This is a genomic window from Pedobacter zeae (assembly GCF_014196715.1).
Taxonomy (GTDB): domain Bacteria; phylum Bacteroidota; class Bacteroidia; order Sphingobacteriales; family Sphingobacteriaceae; genus Pedobacter; species Pedobacter zeae.
Genome location: NZ_JACIEF010000002.1, coordinates 290,894 through 306,173, shown reverse-complemented (window position 1 = coordinate 306,173; position 15,280 = coordinate 290,894). Strand labels below are relative to the sequence as shown.

Here is a 15,280-nt window from a genome sequence, read left to right as displayed (position 1 = left end):
AAAACGCTTTCCGCCACACCCTATACGCTTTATCTTACTGATCCCACCACAACCTGGTTGTTCTTGGCACATCTACAGGCACATTACTACCATTTTTACTTCTTTCGCCCTGCGGATAATCTAACCGGCGGATAAAATCAGTTAAGACCGCATTTACGGGAAGCGTAAAATCTTTATATTTATAATCGTATCGGCGGGCATCATTCCAGGCTTCAGGATTCAGATAAGTGGCAACATATTTTTCTTTTAAGATTAAATCTTTGGTTAAAGAGGCTGCACCAACTGCTACCCGTGGATCGGCCAAATAAATGGCCTTATCAGCAGCAGCCACCTGAAATTTATCCATATTAGCTCCTATTGCGGCCAGGTAAGCAGCATAAGCCCGCGGCCTGTCAGTGGCTAATGCAGCTTCCGCTTCAATAAACTTTAATTCGGCATAGGTTGCAATAAATATTGGGGATGTTGGACTGGTCCAAGGCGAGTTGACAGAGATATAACATTCATCTTTAGTTGTATTGCCTCCGGTACCCCGGTTACCTGCGCCATTTACCGTACCGATGTAAATATTATTAATGGTTTTATCGGTTATTTTCGCAATTCTGGGGTCGAACAAACCATATGTAGTGCCATTAAGCTGATCGATCAATTGTTCAGAAAGCCATCCGCCTAATGATTGAGATGCATTTGCGATGGCCACACTTGCCCAAAAGTTTCTGGTTACAAAAGTTCCCATAGCAGCATCATCCGCATTAGAAGTAAATGAGTTACTTACTGCGTTAAGTACCGCTGTTGCATTATAGGCGGATGTTTTACTTACTTTATTTAAAAGCCTTGCCTTAAGTGCATAGGCAAATTTTAACCAGTTTGCCCGCTCTGATGTTCCGGAGGTCCCATAAATAAGATCGCTTGCAGGAGTGAGCTTTATGGTTGCGTTTGTTTTGGCCAATTCTGCAATAGCCTCGTCAACAAGAGCCATGCTTTGGTTGTAAACCTCTTGCCCGCTGTCATATTTAGGGGTAAAATTGGTTACATTAAAAGCCTGTGAAAATGGCGCATTACCCCATAAGTCGTTAACCATAATCAGGTTATACGCAATCAGTACATCCGCAACGCCTTTATATTCGCTTGATCCTTGTGATGTAGCAAGTTTTTTCATTTCATTGGCATCGGCCATCGCGAAATAAAGTGCATCCCAGGTGGAGCTGAAATCAATTGATTGATAAGTATCGCCCGCTGCGCTGGCTGATGGATTTGCAGTATATTGTACATAAGGTACAATTATACTGGCAACATTATAACTGTTTATACCTGCCTTTGCAGTTGATGTAGCCAATAAAGATGGCAGCGTTGGAACGGTAACCTGATTGGGGTTATCAGCTAATTTATCAAAGTAGCTATCCTTACAGCTTTGCAAGCTTAGTGTTGCTATTAAAGCTGAAAATATTGTGTATTTTATATTGTTTTGCATCGTATTTCCTTTTTAAAAACCAACATTAATAGAAAAAAGGATAGTCCTGGCACTTGGATAGGTAAAACCGGCAGAACCATCGTTATTACTGCCTGAATCAAAAGAACTGGATTCAGGATCTACACCATAGTATTTTGTCCATAACCAGAGGTTATTTCCTGTTACCGACAAACTCGCTGATTTTATTGTTTTAGCAGGAAGCCATTTTGCCGGTAGGGCATAACTTAAACTTGCTGAACGTAAACGTACCCACGAAGCATCGGAAACAAATGGCTCCGAAACATTTCTATAGTATACCCTGTAATAACCTTCTCCATAATCCACACCATCTACTGTATTCTGCCCTAACCATACTGGCTTGGTATTGGGTGTTCCATTGGCCAATACACCATCAAACACCTTATACGATCTTCTGTCAGCAGTATAATCCGGTAACCCGAAGGCAGCATAAAAATCTTCAAGCCAGTTATATTTTTCAAATCCTAAACGGGCATCAAAAAGTACATTTAAGCTAAATTGCTTATACCTGAAAGTATTACCCAAACCGATAACATAATCGGGCTGTGAGTTACCAAGCAAGCGTTGTTGTCCGCCGGAAATTACCGGGAAGCCGTTTGCTCCAATCAATAAGGGCAGATTTTTATCTAAGAATATAGGATCCTGGGCCTGAGGAGAATATCGGGTAAAATAACTTCCGTAGATATTTCCGTAAGGTTGTCCTTCAATTAATTTCATGGTTACCCCCGCATTTCCATAGCCCCTGGCCGCACCGTAAACCAGTTCAGTTATACCGTTTGGCATGGTTAATACTTTATTCCTGTTGGCCGAAAGGTTGAGGTTTACGTCCCATTTAAATTGTTCGGTAACGATCGGTTTTCCGTTGATCACCAGTTCCACCCCCCTATTCCGGATATCGCCTGCATTAATAAAAGATGAAACGTAACCTGTAGCAGAAGAAACCTGCGCACGTACGATCTGATCCTTACTCAATGAATAATAATAAGTGAAATCGAAGCCTAAACGGTTTTTCAAGAACGACATTTCTAAACCCGCCTCAAAAGTGTTTGTAAATTCAGCCCTGAGCCCGGGGTTCCCAAGATTTGGAGAAATAGTTAGTCCGGTTGTACCTGTCGGAAGACCAGTATAACTTACAAAACCCGAAGAGGTGGCATATTCCGATGCATCTTTTCCGATTTGAGCATAAGATAACCGTAGCTTTGCCTGACTGATTGCCGTTGGCAGCTTAAAATGATCTGAAAACACATAACTCAAACTTGCCGACGGATAAAAGAAAGATCTGTTATCTTTTGATAAAGTTGAGGTAATGTCATTTCTTCCTGTAAGCGTTAAGAAAAGGTAGTTATTATAATCAAAGGTAGCTTCACCAAAATAGCCAACCAGCCTTTTCTCCGTTATCGCTTGAGATGGCGTTAACACCTTTGCATTCCCCAGATTGAAGAAATTATAAATACTTAACTGACTTCCCAGAACACCAATATCCTTAACACGTTTATCGTAAATTTCCTGTCCAACCCTCAATGTGCCATTCAAACCTTCAGCTATTTTCGAACTGAACGTTGCCACAAAAGTGCTGTTCAAAGTCCTGAACTTGGTGTTATATTCGCCATAAAAACCAAAATCATTATCATATACATTTTCGCCGGTAAACATTGGCCCTCTTGCTGTTCTTATCCTGTTATCGTTATAGGTATCAACGCCAAAACGGTACGCAAAATTTAACCATTTAACCGGCTCATATACCACACTCGCCCCACCAATGAAACGGTTTACATCGCCTTTCAGTTTGTTATTTGCGGTGCCCCATATGGGGTTGTTTGTACCGAGATATACCTGTGTGCCATCAGGATTTTCAGAATTTGAAACATCGTATCGTGGCGACCAATAAGCCAGGCTTTCGCCAAACCTGTCGGCACTGTAGGTATATCCTCCAGAATTGTTAAAATTCATGTTTACCGAAGCTTTAAGTTTACTGCTGATGGTAAAATCGGTATTCAGCCTTGCAGAAAAGTTTTTGTAATCGGTGTTGGGCATCATTCCTTTCTGATAAAGCTGGGAAACTGAAGAAAAGAACTTGATGGCTTCACTTCCTCCTGCTGCCGAAACTGAATTTTTAATTTGCTGCCCGGTTCCGAATGCCTGTTTATAATTATTAAACAGCTGATCGGGATGTGTCGGATCTATCAATTTTGCCTCCGCGATAGTTGGGCCCCATGCCGGTCCGATACCAGCGGGAGGATTGGTATAAATCCCTCTAACACCCTGGGTATATTCTGTCTGAACATCGGGGCTGATCAGTACGTTATCAAAACCATAAGTACTGTTAAGATTAATATTAACTCCACCTGCTTTACCTTTTTTTGTGGTAATTACGACTACGCCATTAGCCCCCCTTAAACCATATAGTGCAGTTGCCGCCCCACCTTTTAAAATATTGATGGTTTCGATGTCTTCAGGATTCACGTCCGATGCCCTGTTGCTTACCCCCCTTGCACCATAAGCTGTTCCTCCGGGATTGGCTCCCAATGTTGAGGTTGTATTATCTATCTGCACCCCATCAATTACATATAAAGGATCGCCGGAAATGTTCGGATCGATAGAGTTAACTCCCCTGATCCGGATATTTGCCCCCTGCCCGGGGCCACCGCCTGTACTCGAGATGGTTGCACCGGCTACCTTGCCCTGCAAGGCATTGATCAGATTGGGCTGGTGATTAAAATTAAGGTCTTTATCGTTTACCGTTTGTGCCGCATAGCCTAGAGATTTGGCCTGCCTTGTAATACCCAACGCAGTTGAGATGGTTACTTCCTGTAATTCCTGAGCATCTGAGGCCAGTGTCGCATTAATAGTCGTATTGCTGCCAACTGTAAGTTCCTTGGTTTTATAACCAATAAGGCTGATCACCAGCACAGCACCTGGCGATGGTACCTGAATGGTAAAAACACCAGTAACATCAGTTGAGGTACCCGTTGCAGTACCCTTAATTTTTATACTTACTCCAGGTAGCGGACCACCATCATCAGAAGAAGTTATTTTTCCTGTTATGGTTTTTACCTGAGCAAAAGTGGTTACGCCGGTAAGTAAAATGCACAGAAAAACAAGTGAGGTAAAGATTTTTCTCATATCTGGATTTGTTTAGGTTAATCATTAGCTATTGCAATATAAGTTTTTAACGGCACAAAAACGCACAAAACATAACAACAGGAACCAATTTAAAGTATTTTTTACATTACAAAATGCACATCCTGCACAAACAAGCAAACAAACTACTCTGAAAACCGCAAAAAAACAGATGCAATACCAATATAGCCAAAAAATGCCAGGAGATCGCTATTTAAAATCATCAATATGATACCAAGAGGGAATTCTGACCGTTCAAACAATCGTTTAATTGAGTTATACCTGAGTTCAATTCACCATCCGTTCTGATAATGTTCTTACAAATGATTTTCTTTTCCGGTCGTCGCCCTGAACCGGAATTCAGATAGGGTATTATTAGTTTAACCACAGTAATCAACCAGTGGTACCGCCGGCACCAGTTGATTTTCCTGCTAAAAGAAAAAAGTCTTTCCGGGTTAATGGAAAGACTTTTAAAATATATGGAGTTTGGGTTTTTACTGTTGTATACCCCCCATACCACCTTGCTGCTGATCTTGCTTGATATCGTCGTTTTTAATCTTTTTCTTCTCTGTAAATTTAAGCTTACCGAAAGAATAACTAAAGTTAACACCAAAAGAACGTAATGGATAATAGATATTCTGACTTTGAAAGACTGTTCCGGTTGGCATTATAGAGTTGTTTACCGTCTGAATGTGAAGATCTTTTGTAAACGGATTTAAAGTATTAACACCAATTGAACCTTTTTTATTTAAAATATCTTTTTTGAAAGATGCTCCATAAAAAACCATTGCATCCGTTTTACCCTGATAAGTTCTGCGCGGAGAATTTACTACACCGAATAATTCAAAATTGTAGCCTTTACTGAACCCGTAAGCTGAACGGAGAAAAATATTATAATTTAAGTAAGTACCGGTATTAAAATCAATTAGCCTGTTGTTCACTTCATAAGTATTTAATCCGAAATTACTCATTATAGTCCATTTGGGTTTAGGATTGTACGAGCCAAATACATTGAAACCATACGTCTGACCAGTACCCACATTGATATAAGTGGTTAATGGCGTATTGGCAACTGTTGTAGTAAGCGAACTTTCTATGATCCCGCCGGTGCGTCGGTAAAATACAGACGCATTAATTACCGATCCTTTAATAAATGTACTGTAGCCCAACTCGAGGTTATCGCTTAATTCGGGAGCCAAATATGGATTTCCCTGCATTAAGCTAATCGGGTTACTGTCGTTAAGAAAAGGATTTAAATAATTTTGTCCAGGTCTTTGTAAACGACGGTTATAGCTTAGTTTTAACGTGGTGTTACCTTTTAGGGTTTGAGATATAATTGCGCTTGGAAATAAATTTAGATAATCATTCTTCTGAATTCCATTGGCTTTGGTATTAAAACTTATTGAGGTATACTCGGTTCTTAAACCACCTTTAAATTTTAATTTTTTGGTTAAATCAAAGTTTATTACACCATAAGCCGCAGCAACATCCTGATTGTAATCAAAATCCTGAGAAGAAAAATCGAACTGGCTTTTTATGGTACGAAAAATCCCTTTTGCCCCCACTTCTAAAGTTGTTGATTTAGAAAACGGATAAGTATAGTCAGTCTGAACAGTATACTCGTTATTTTTACTGGTATTATTTCTTTGAGTAGTTACACCTGTTGAAGAACCCTGGGGAATAAGTGTATTACTAAAACTTTGTGGCGTACGTCCGGCAGATAATTGTGCTGAAATGGAAAACTCTTCCCCTTCTTTCTTAGAGGTCTTTTTATAATCCACATTCCAATCTACATTGCTAAAGGTCATATCCATATCGCTGATGTTTTTTTGGAAAATGCTGTTATAAATAAAATCCGACTCACCCGGTCCTCCGTTAGAAAAACGGTTGAACTTTACATTAGAGCTAATGTTATTGTAAGCATTAAAGTCGTAATCAACCCCCAGGCTACCGTTTAAACCATTTCTACTCCATTTTGAGTATCCATCTTGTGATAAGTTATTAAAACCGCCATTGTTTAATGCGGTATTATTAACGATGACAACCCTTGAATTTTGGGCATATGCAAAATTACCTCCAAGAGCTGTGTTAACACTTAAACGGCCTGTTTTCGCAGTTAAATTGAAAGCACCATTGTTCTGGCGTGTACCTGCAGATGCATTTAGCGAACCGCTTACCCCTTGTGCATTCGATTTTTTAGTAATGATATTGATAATACCTCCAGATCCTTCAGCATCGTATTTTGCAGACGGGCTGGTAATTACTTCTACACTTTTAATCTGTTCTGCAGGAATCATTTTTAAGGCGTCGGCAACACTACTGGCCATTGTTCCTGAAGGTTTACCATTAATCAATACCCGCACCGCACCGCCACGGAGTTGAACATTTCCATTCATATCAACCGAAAGCATCGGCACTTTACGCATCACATCGGTTGCATCGCCTCCAGCATTGGTACCATCAGCTTCAGCATTATAAACCATTCTGTCGATTTTATTTTCAATAACTGCCTTTGTTCCCTGAACCTCAACATCGGCCAAAGTATTCCCTGTTCCGGAGATATAAATGGTTCCTAAGTTGTTATCGGGTTTAGACGGGGTGGTAGTAACTAAAACCGTTTTTGTTTTGTAACCCATAAAACCGATCATCAGTTTATAAGCATCCGGAGCAACATTTTGCAGGGATAATTTTCCTTTCTCATCCGTTACCCCACCATTTACAGATTTATTGTCTTTTACCGTAATTAAGGATACCGTTGCGTAATCAATTGGTTTTTTGGTGAGTGAATCAAGTATAACAGCTGTAATACGTCCGGTAACTGTTGCTTTTTTCGCTGCTCCACCAAAGCCACCACTGGGAAACTGGGCATGCGCGGTAAGAAATATTCCTAGGATAAAAGTTAATAGTAGAAGTTTTTTCATTTTAATAGTTAGTCTTTTGTAATTAGTCTACGCAAATTGCATTTTGTTACAATTATACGCCATACTTTTTACACCAACTCTATCAATTAGTCGGTAAATGTTAGGCTTTTATCGGCGAATAGATTGGTTCATTGGTCAATAGTTTATGGGTTGATAGTCGAATTAGGATTGATGGCTCTAATTATCCAAATCAACTACTCCACTCATGACTTAAGACTAATCAATTTAATACCATGACATTTTCTAACTTACCGGGCAATTAATTATAAAACCATCATCCATCTTACCTCACTACCTTGAAATATTATTTGGTCTTGAGTAAACCATTTGCATTACATTAATATTCCGCATGGCAAAAGCGGCTTCGCAATAGTTGAGGTAATAGTTCCACTTTCGTATAAAGGTTCCGTCAAAACCCAGGGCTTTTACTTTATGGAGGTTTTTATTGAATTCCAGAAACCATAAATGAAGTGTACGGGCATAATCGAGCCCCATATCTTTTAAATCGACCAGGGTTAAATCACCGGTTTCATTTATTGCTTTATTGATGGCCGCTACTGAAGGTAAAAGCGAACCCGGAAAAATATGCTTCTGAATCCAATCTACACTGTTTCGCAATTTATCGTACCGGCAATCGGGAGAGGTAATAACCTGAAAGGCAAAAATTCCATCGGGTTTTAATAACTTTTGACATTTTGCGAAATAGGTTTCCAGGTACTGATGGCCTACAGCTTCCAGCATTTCTATGGAAACGATCTTATCAAAAGTACCCTCAATTTTCCGGTAATCCTGAATAATGATCGAAACTTTGTCAGCAAGTCCTTCTGCATGAACACGCTCCATCGCAAGTTTTTGTTGTTCTTTAGAAATGGTAACAGAAGTAACGCTACAGCCGTAATTTTTAGCCAGAAAAATTGCATTACCGCCCCAACCGCTCCCAATTTCGAGCACATGGTCGGTTGCTTTAATTTTTAGCTGCCTGGCCAGGCGATCATATTTGGCATATTGTGACTCTTCTAAACTTAAATCTTCAGGGTTAAAATAACCGCTGGAATAAGTCATGGTTTTATCCAGAAAAATAGCGAAGAAATCGTTATTCAGGTCGTAATGCTCGGAAATATTTTTCTGCGATCCGGCCAAAGAATTCGCCCGGCGTACATGATAGATTTTGTTAACCCACTTAAAAACATTAAGCGCAATTGATTTCACCCTGCTCCCGGTAACCGAAGGGGCATTTTCAATATTCAGGATTATCCATTTAATTACGTTGGTAATGTTAGTGGTATCCCACAGGCCCGAGGTGTACCCTTCTCCAAAGCCAATATCGCCATAAAGCACAATAGACTTAAAGAAATCGGGATGGTTAACCTGTATATGCGCCTCGATTTGATGCTCACCGTTTCCAAAAACCATTGTTTCGCCTCCAGGCAACGAAAGTTCCAATTTGCCCAATGTCATTTTAGAAAGCGCCTTAAGCACTGCTCTTTCGAAAAAACCCGTTGATGTTCTGGTAGCGGTAAGCGTATTCATAATTTTTAATCTGGTTGATTTTTGGTCTTATAGGGTCTATATACGTTACGTTGCAGTTCAGGGTTTTCAGCTTTTGGATGAAAAGGTATTTTTTTTATCCACAGCCTAAAGGCCTGCCAATGGATCATGGCCATTACCTGCAAAGGAATTAAAGGTATGGTGAAAAAACAACGCAATAAACCGGCATTGGTTAATGGCTTTTTATCTCCCTTTAAAGTACTGATAAAAAACAATTTACCATGCTTATCCAGGTCATTAATTTTAATATCAAGTTGATCAGCGGGCACTTTCAATTTAAAATCGAAAGCATCGTCGTGATCGATAAATGGTGACACATAAAAATATTTGGTTGTTATTTTTTTAAAGGTATCGCCATGCAATTCGTCTCTTCCAAAGAAAAAAAGTTTCATCTCCCGGTAGGTATTGCTGATTTCGGCCACACAACACACCGGATTTCTTTCCTGGTCGAAGCAATAATAAAAAGACACCGGATTAAAGTTATATCCCAGAACATTGAGATTGGTAAGCAGTTTTATTTTAAGCCTGCTGCCATCTACACCATTCTCTTTTAAATAATCTTCTAAATGTTGACGTGTATTTTTTGTTTTATCGGGCTTTTCTCTTGGCAACTGAAGGTGTTCGCCATCGCGAAAAGAAAAAAGGTTAAATTTATTCCGGCTGAACCAGCGCAATTTTTGCGCAAGCAGATCCAACTCATCCAGATCAATATAAAACATATACACGTTGTACCAAAAGGAATGTTTTTTGGGTGCCAGGCGATGGTGCATTACCTTAGCGGTGTAGATGTTTGAATTGAATTCCATTGTTGTTACAATTTACAAAATTTGTTGCTGATTTTTCATTCTGAGTATACTGTCATTCTGAGCGCAGAGAAGAATCTTTTCTAAAAGATCCTTCATTACATTCAGGATGACAGATTATGATAAAAATGCGCATTGCGAGAAGGAACGATGAAGCAATCTTTCATGCTCGTAATTCTTACATTAAAGATTGCTTCGTCGGCTGAAAAAGCCTTCTCGCAATGACGTAATTTCCTTAACACCTGACAAGGATAGCGAAGTACAACACCGTCGAGCCCCATGTTTAGTACTCAACCAAGCTAAACCTAATGAATAGATCTTAGCCGAGATAACGATCATTGAAGACAGGTTAAACCCGGAAAAATGATTAGATCATCAAAGCCCCCGGCACAAATCCACCGCGCTCTTGTAAGCATCTTCATGAAAACCATATTTAAAATAACTTCCGCAATAATAAACTGGCCCGGTTTCGTTTAGTTTGTGTAAATGCTCCTGTGCCTGCATGGCAGGAACATCGAACAAAGGGTGATGATAATCGATTTCTTTGATGATCTTGTCTGGATTTAAAGTTCCGGTGGGGTTAATGGATACAAAATAATTTTGCTTTTTAGAAACCCCCTGTAAACTGTTCATCCAATAAATGGTGCTCGGTAATAATTTATCGCCGTTTTTTTCTACGCGGTAATTCCAACTGCTCCAGGCCAGCCTGGTTTCGGGCATCTGCTTTTCGTCGGTATGTATCACAGCTTTGTTTAGCTGGTATTTAAACTTAGAAAGCAGTTCGGTTTCGAGCGCTGTTTTATCTTTTATGATTTCGAAAGTCTGGTCGGCATGAGCGGCTATGATCACTTTATCGAATTCGAATTTCTCGCCCCTTTGATTTTCCACTTCAACTTTGCCATTCTGCAAACGTTTTACTGAAACAATTTTAGTATTGATCTTAATCCTGTTCCGAAAAGGAGCGATCAGTTTTTCCCGGTAAGACTGACTGCCATTTTGCAGCGTATACCATTGGTGCTGGGTATTTAAGCCCAAAAAGCCATGATTTTTAAAGAACCGGATCAGGGTAACTGCCGGGAAATCCAGAATCTGCTCCATGGGTGCACTCCATACTGCTGCACTCATCGGAATAAGGTATTGCCAAAGCATATCATCGCTATAACCAAAGGCATCAAAAAACTGCCTGATCGAATAATCCTGATATTCCGGTTTATCCAAAATTTCGACACTCTGCTTGTTGAAACGGTTAATCTGCATCAACATTTTTAAATAAGAAATATTGAAAAAATTCTTCCTTTGGGCGAAAAGATGGTTTAAGCTCGATCCGCTGTATTCTAACTTTTTGGGCAGAAATTGTACACTGAAAGACATATCGGTTTTAATTACCGGGGCCTCAATCTCAGCAAACATTTCTGTAAGATTTGGATAAGTCTGGTAATTAAAAACCATAAAACCACTGTCGAGGTAAATGGGTTTACCGTCCTCTTCAAGTGTAATGGTATTGGTATGCCCCCCGATATAACCGAGCTCTTCGAAAAGTGTAATATCGTATTGATGTTGCAACTTATGGGCACAGCCCATACCTGCTATTCCTGAGCCGATAATGGCGAGTGTTTGCATTTTGATAAATTTGAATTAATCGTCATGCTGAATTCATTTCAGCATCTGTAAGTAGCCCCTGAATCAAGTTCAGGGTGATGCACTGCGTTATACCTTTTCGAATAAATAATGGCACACCATCCATTCGTTTCCTTTATTATAATTAAACAGTTCGGCGCACGACATATAGAACAATCTCCAGTATACCCACCACTTTACAGCCTGATCTTTGCCATAAGTACGTTCTAAAATGGGCATAATCTGTTTTTTGTGCTTATCCATATTACTTAACCAGGCTTCGGATGTCTTGCTATAGTTGGTTCCGTTTATCACCCAATGCCTGTGTATTTTAAGGTCGTCGTTAAAATAGAAAAACAGGTGGTTTGATGGCATAATGCCTCCGGTAAAAAAGTATTTGCTCATCCAATCGGTTTCATCGATCACCTCAAATTTGTAAGCCAGGGTTTTATGGGTAAAAATATGCACGAACAGTTTGCCATCGGGTTTCATAAAGGAAGCCACCTTATTGAGCAAAAATTTATAGTTTCGCATATGCTCAAACATTTCTACCGAAACCACACGATCGAAGGTATCGGCAATGGTAAATGTGTTCATATCGGCGGTTAAAACCGTTAGATTCTGGATACCGCGCTGTTTTGCAGTTTCATCGATAAAGACTTTTTGGGTAGCGGAATTAGAGACTACGGTAAAAGTACTTTCCGGATATTTAGCTGCCATGTAAAGCGAAAGCGAGCCCCAGCCACAACCCAGCTCTAAAACATTCTGTCCGTTTTGTAAGTCGGCTCTTTTGCATGTTAAGGCCAGCATATCATCTTCTGAAGTATCGATATCCTTAACTCCTGGTTTCCAATACCCGCTGCTGTATTTCAAATTTTTACCCAAACAGTACTGAAAAAATTCTGTTGGCAGTTCATAATGCTGTTTATTGGCATCTGCGGTGTTTACCGCAATAGGCGATTGCTTCAGCTCTGCAACCAGGTCCATAAATTTTTCCTGCTGCAGTTCAGCATCCCCAAGCGTTTCGTCATCCAGGCGTTGTTTGCATAATTTTCGGATGCCGATACGTAAGGCAGTATCCGGAAGTTTGTCGTTTTCTAAAAGTTTATCGTACCACATATAGTTTGAAGTTTGATGGTCGGAAGTCCGAAGTCGGAGGTCCGATGTTGTTGTTCTATACCTAAAAAGCCTAATAGCAGATAGTTTATTTTTGATTTACAGTTTTATATTGGCAGCCAGCCCCCCGGTCTTTCGGACCTCTGACTTCGGACTACTTTTTCTTAGGCCATGGAAAAAAGGCACTCGTTGTTTCCTGGTATTTTTTATAGGCCAGAGGTTTGCTTCTCAGGTTTTGCTCTTCGTTGTTCGGCACACCGGTAACCCGGGTTAATAAGTATAACATAACTGCCGGACTGATAACTGCCAGAATTCCCCATGGCGATGCCAGCGCAAAAATAAAATAGCCTATCCAGGTTAACCATTCGAAAAAGTAATTTGGATGGCGGCTATAGTACCAGAGGCCCGTATCACAAACCTTGCCTTTATTATTTGGATCTTTCTTAAATGCGGCAAGCTGCCTGTCGGCCATCATCTCCCCAAAAAAAGCCACCGCCCAAACTGCAGCTCCAATAAATTCGAGAATGGAAATTTCGGGCGACAGGTTTGCCGTGACGATCAATAATGGAATTGCCAAAATCACATTGGAGATGGCCTGGAACTGAAAAAAAACAAAAAAATTCCGGTCTGCCTTGTTTCCCCATTCTTTACGGAGCTGTTGGTACCGGCCCTCCTCTTCATCTAAATGACCGATAACCCGCTGCCAAAGGTGAATACCCAGGCGCAACTCGGCTAATAAAAACATGCTGCAGATTAAAATTTTCCGGGGATCGAAACCATCCGACAGAAAAAAAGTAATCAGTGTAATAACGGGGAAATTCAACGCCCAAAAAACATCAACCACGCCAGCATTTTTGATTTTCTTTGCCCAAAGCCAAACCATGGTCATAATAAAACAGCAGGTAATTAAAGAAAGCAGTGCAATGAATAGTGGATTTCCTGTTTGGAGCGACATAAGTTTAATATCAAAGGTTAAGGCTTTAAAGCCATAATCAGCTTGTTATAAAAACTCCTCCTAAGACCTTCAAACCTTAGCCCCTACACCCGCCTTAAAAGTAATTCTTTAACACCTTCGCCATCTTTTAGTTTAAATAAGTGCACTAAAACATAAGCTAAGGTTGCTATACTACCTAAACATACGAACAAAATGGCAATAGAGATTTTGAGAATAATGCTTTTTTCTTTATAAAACATCCACAGCATGATAATGAAGATGTTAGCGTAAAAATCCCACAGGGTTGCACGCATCCAGGGGATGCTGCCCAGAAAATCCCATTGTTCGAACAGGTTGTTTTCTAAAGAAGTGCTAATGACCTTATAGCACATAAAAACGAACAATACAGAGAAAATGATTTTGAGGAAGTTGATCATCAGGCAGTCTATTTTTAAACCTACTGGAGTATATACGGTAAGATAAGTAAAAAGGATTTATTTTAAAATCTCCTAATTGCCTTTCAACTCCCGCTGCCCTTGAATTCTCCTGTCGCTCATATTGTTTTTTTTGCCACAACATAAATACTCTTTAGGGTTTACAAGATCAGAACAGTACGGGCACAGCCTCACATAAATGCATTTTTATTTAAAAAGCAGGCTCCTGTGTGTATCACTTTCGATAGTGCTGCCATTCGCTTCAATCTTTTTAAGGTGCTTTATGCTGAAGGCAGTATCCCGTTCCATAGGCTGCAGATGCTTCGTACCTCAGCATGATAGTATATATGTAGGGTATTGCAAACAAAAAGGATTTTTGCTGCTGTCCCTTAGGTTTAGCTAACCCCAAACCGTAGAGAAAAAAAATAATTCAGAAAGAATTAAATAATGATTCGTAGAGACACGTACCAGAGGATGGAGCTTTAGTCTTTTTTCTTTTAACTCAGCAACCTTAAACCTTTCTGATTTTGATAATCCTCATCCAGTGCAATACTTTCATCACCGGATAAGTAGGATCAAATTCCCACCATTTGGTTGCAAAATTCGGGCTGTTCGGTTTTTTATGGTGGTTGTTCTGAAAAAGCTCACCCATCAATAAAAAATCCCAGGGCAATGAGTTTTTGCTATGGTCCTCATTATCGTGGTTAGCGTAGCCGTATTTATGTCCGCACCAGTTTACAATGGCACCATGCAGCGGCCCCATTAAAAAGTGGATAGGCAGTAAAAGATACAACCACCAGTGATTGGCAAAAACAACGTAAAAACCGATGTAAAACAATGCGCAGCTGATTCTCCAAATCCATGAATCGCCGATCCGGTCAATCAAAGGCCATTCCGGATAATTACCACGGAAAGCAGGTTCGGGTTCGATTTTATGTTTAAGATAATTGAGGTACATATTTTTTGTAGCAATCATCATCCCGAAAACATCTTTAAAAAAATGAGGCGAATGCGGGTCTTTTTCAGTGTCGCTATAAGCATGATGCATCCTGTGCAGGATGGCATAAGCCCTGGGGTTTAAAAAGGATGAACCTTGCGATATCAGTAATACCAGATAGAAAAACCTTTCCCAAAAAGGCTCCATTTTAAACATCTTATGTGAGGAATAACGGTGGAGGAAAAAGGTTTGGCTAAACAGTGATAAAAACCAATGACAAATAAAAAAAATGAAAATTACCATGTATGATGTGTATGCTTTATAAACGGATTTTGAAGGCGTTTAGTTTTTTAGCGTAGGGAAA

10 protein-coding genes are annotated in these 15,280 nt (G+C 39.9%); all 10 read right to left on the bottom strand.

Annotated elements, in window-relative coordinates:
• Nucleotides 1–34: 34 nt before the first annotated feature.
• Nucleotides 35–1,468, bottom strand: a complete 1,434-nt coding sequence (locus GGQ60_RS07670) for a SusD/RagB family nutrient-binding outer membrane lipoprotein (RefSeq protein ID WP_183761909.1) — start codon at nt 1,466–1,468, stop codon at nt 35–37.
• Nucleotides 1,469–1,480: 12 nt separating this feature from the next.
• Nucleotides 1,481–4,609, bottom strand: a complete 3,129-nt coding sequence (locus GGQ60_RS07665; protein ID WP_221235913.1) for a SusC/RagA family TonB-linked outer membrane protein — start codon at nt 4,607–4,609, stop codon at nt 1,481–1,483.
• A gap of 491 nt (nt 4,610–5,100) precedes the next feature.
• On the bottom strand, nt 5,101–7,527 hold the full coding sequence (locus GGQ60_RS07660) for an outer membrane beta-barrel family protein (protein WP_183761906.1): 2,427 nt from the start codon (nt 7,525–7,527) through the stop codon (nt 5,101–5,103).
• A 291-nt stretch (nt 7,528–7,818) separates the two neighbouring features.
• Nucleotides 7,819–9,057 carry an SAM-dependent methyltransferase gene (locus GGQ60_RS07655; RefSeq protein WP_183761903.1) on the bottom strand — a complete coding sequence of 413 codons (1,239 nt, stop codon included), beginning with the start codon at nt 9,055–9,057 and terminating at the stop codon, nt 7,819–7,821.
• A 5-nt stretch (nt 9,058–9,062) separates the two neighbouring features.
• Nucleotides 9,063–9,881 (bottom strand): DUF1365 domain-containing protein, encoded by an 819-nt coding sequence (locus tag GGQ60_RS07650; RefSeq protein WP_183761901.1) that lies wholly within the window; start codon nt 9,879–9,881, stop codon nt 9,063–9,065.
• A gap of 372 nt (nt 9,882–10,253) precedes the next feature.
• On the bottom strand, nt 10,254–11,498 hold the full coding sequence (locus GGQ60_RS07645; RefSeq protein ID WP_183761898.1) for an NAD(P)/FAD-dependent oxidoreductase: 1,245 nt from the start codon (nt 11,496–11,498) through the stop codon (nt 10,254–10,256).
• An 87-nt stretch (nt 11,499–11,585) separates the two neighbouring features.
• Complete coding sequence (locus tag GGQ60_RS07640) at nt 11,586–12,614, bottom strand: SAM-dependent methyltransferase (protein ID WP_183761895.1); 1,029 nt, start codon at nt 12,612–12,614, stop codon at nt 11,586–11,588.
• 151 nt (nt 12,615–12,765) lie between these two features.
• Entirely contained in the window at nt 12,766–13,566 is an 801-nt protein-coding gene (locus tag GGQ60_RS07635; protein WP_183761891.1) for a DUF1295 domain-containing protein, read from the bottom strand.
• An 83-nt stretch (nt 13,567–13,649) separates the two neighbouring features.
• Nucleotides 13,650–13,982: a DUF1475 family protein gene (locus tag GGQ60_RS07630; protein WP_183761888.1), complete on the bottom strand. Its 333-nt coding sequence runs from the start codon at nt 13,980–13,982 to the stop codon at nt 13,650–13,652.
• A 508-nt stretch (nt 13,983–14,490) separates the two neighbouring features.
• On the bottom strand, nt 14,491–15,219 hold the full coding sequence (locus GGQ60_RS07625) for an acyl-CoA desaturase (RefSeq protein WP_183761885.1): 729 nt from the start codon (nt 15,217–15,219) through the stop codon (nt 14,491–14,493).
• Between the last annotated feature and the right edge of the window lie 61 nt (nt 15,220–15,280).

Bases quoted from the DNA above. Each gene is read 5' to 3' on its own strand.
- GGQ60_RS07670 (WP_183761909.1), bottom strand. From the start codon at position 1,468: ATGCAAAACAATATAAAATACACAATATTTTCAGCTTTAATAGCAACA.
- GGQ60_RS07665 (WP_221235913.1), bottom strand. From the start codon at position 4,609: ATGAGAAAAATCTTTACCTCACTTGTTTTTCTGTGCATTTTACTTACC.
- GGQ60_RS07660 (WP_183761906.1), bottom strand. From the start codon at position 7,527: ATGAAAAAACTTCTACTATTAACTTTTATCCTAGGAATATTTCTTACC.
- GGQ60_RS07655 (WP_183761903.1), bottom strand. From the start codon at position 9,057: ATGAATACGCTTACCGCTACCAGAACATCAACGGGTTTTTTCGAAAGA.
- GGQ60_RS07650 (WP_183761901.1), bottom strand. From the start codon at position 9,881: ATGGAATTCAATTCAAACATCTACACCGCTAAGGTAATGCACCATCGC.
- GGQ60_RS07645 (WP_183761898.1), bottom strand. From the start codon at position 11,498: ATGCAAACACTCGCCATTATCGGCTCAGGAATAGCAGGTATGGGCTGT.
- GGQ60_RS07640 (WP_183761895.1), bottom strand. From the start codon at position 12,614: ATGTGGTACGATAAACTTTTAGAAAACGACAAACTTCCGGATACTGCC.
- GGQ60_RS07635 (WP_183761891.1), bottom strand. From the start codon at position 13,566: ATGTCGCTCCAAACAGGAAATCCACTATTCATTGCACTGCTTTCTTTA.
- GGQ60_RS07630 (WP_183761888.1), bottom strand. From the start codon at position 13,982: ATGATCAACTTCCTCAAAATCATTTTCTCTGTATTGTTCGTTTTTATG.
- GGQ60_RS07625 (WP_183761885.1), bottom strand. From the start codon at position 15,219: ATGGTAATTTTCATTTTTTTTATTTGTCATTGGTTTTTATCACTGTTT.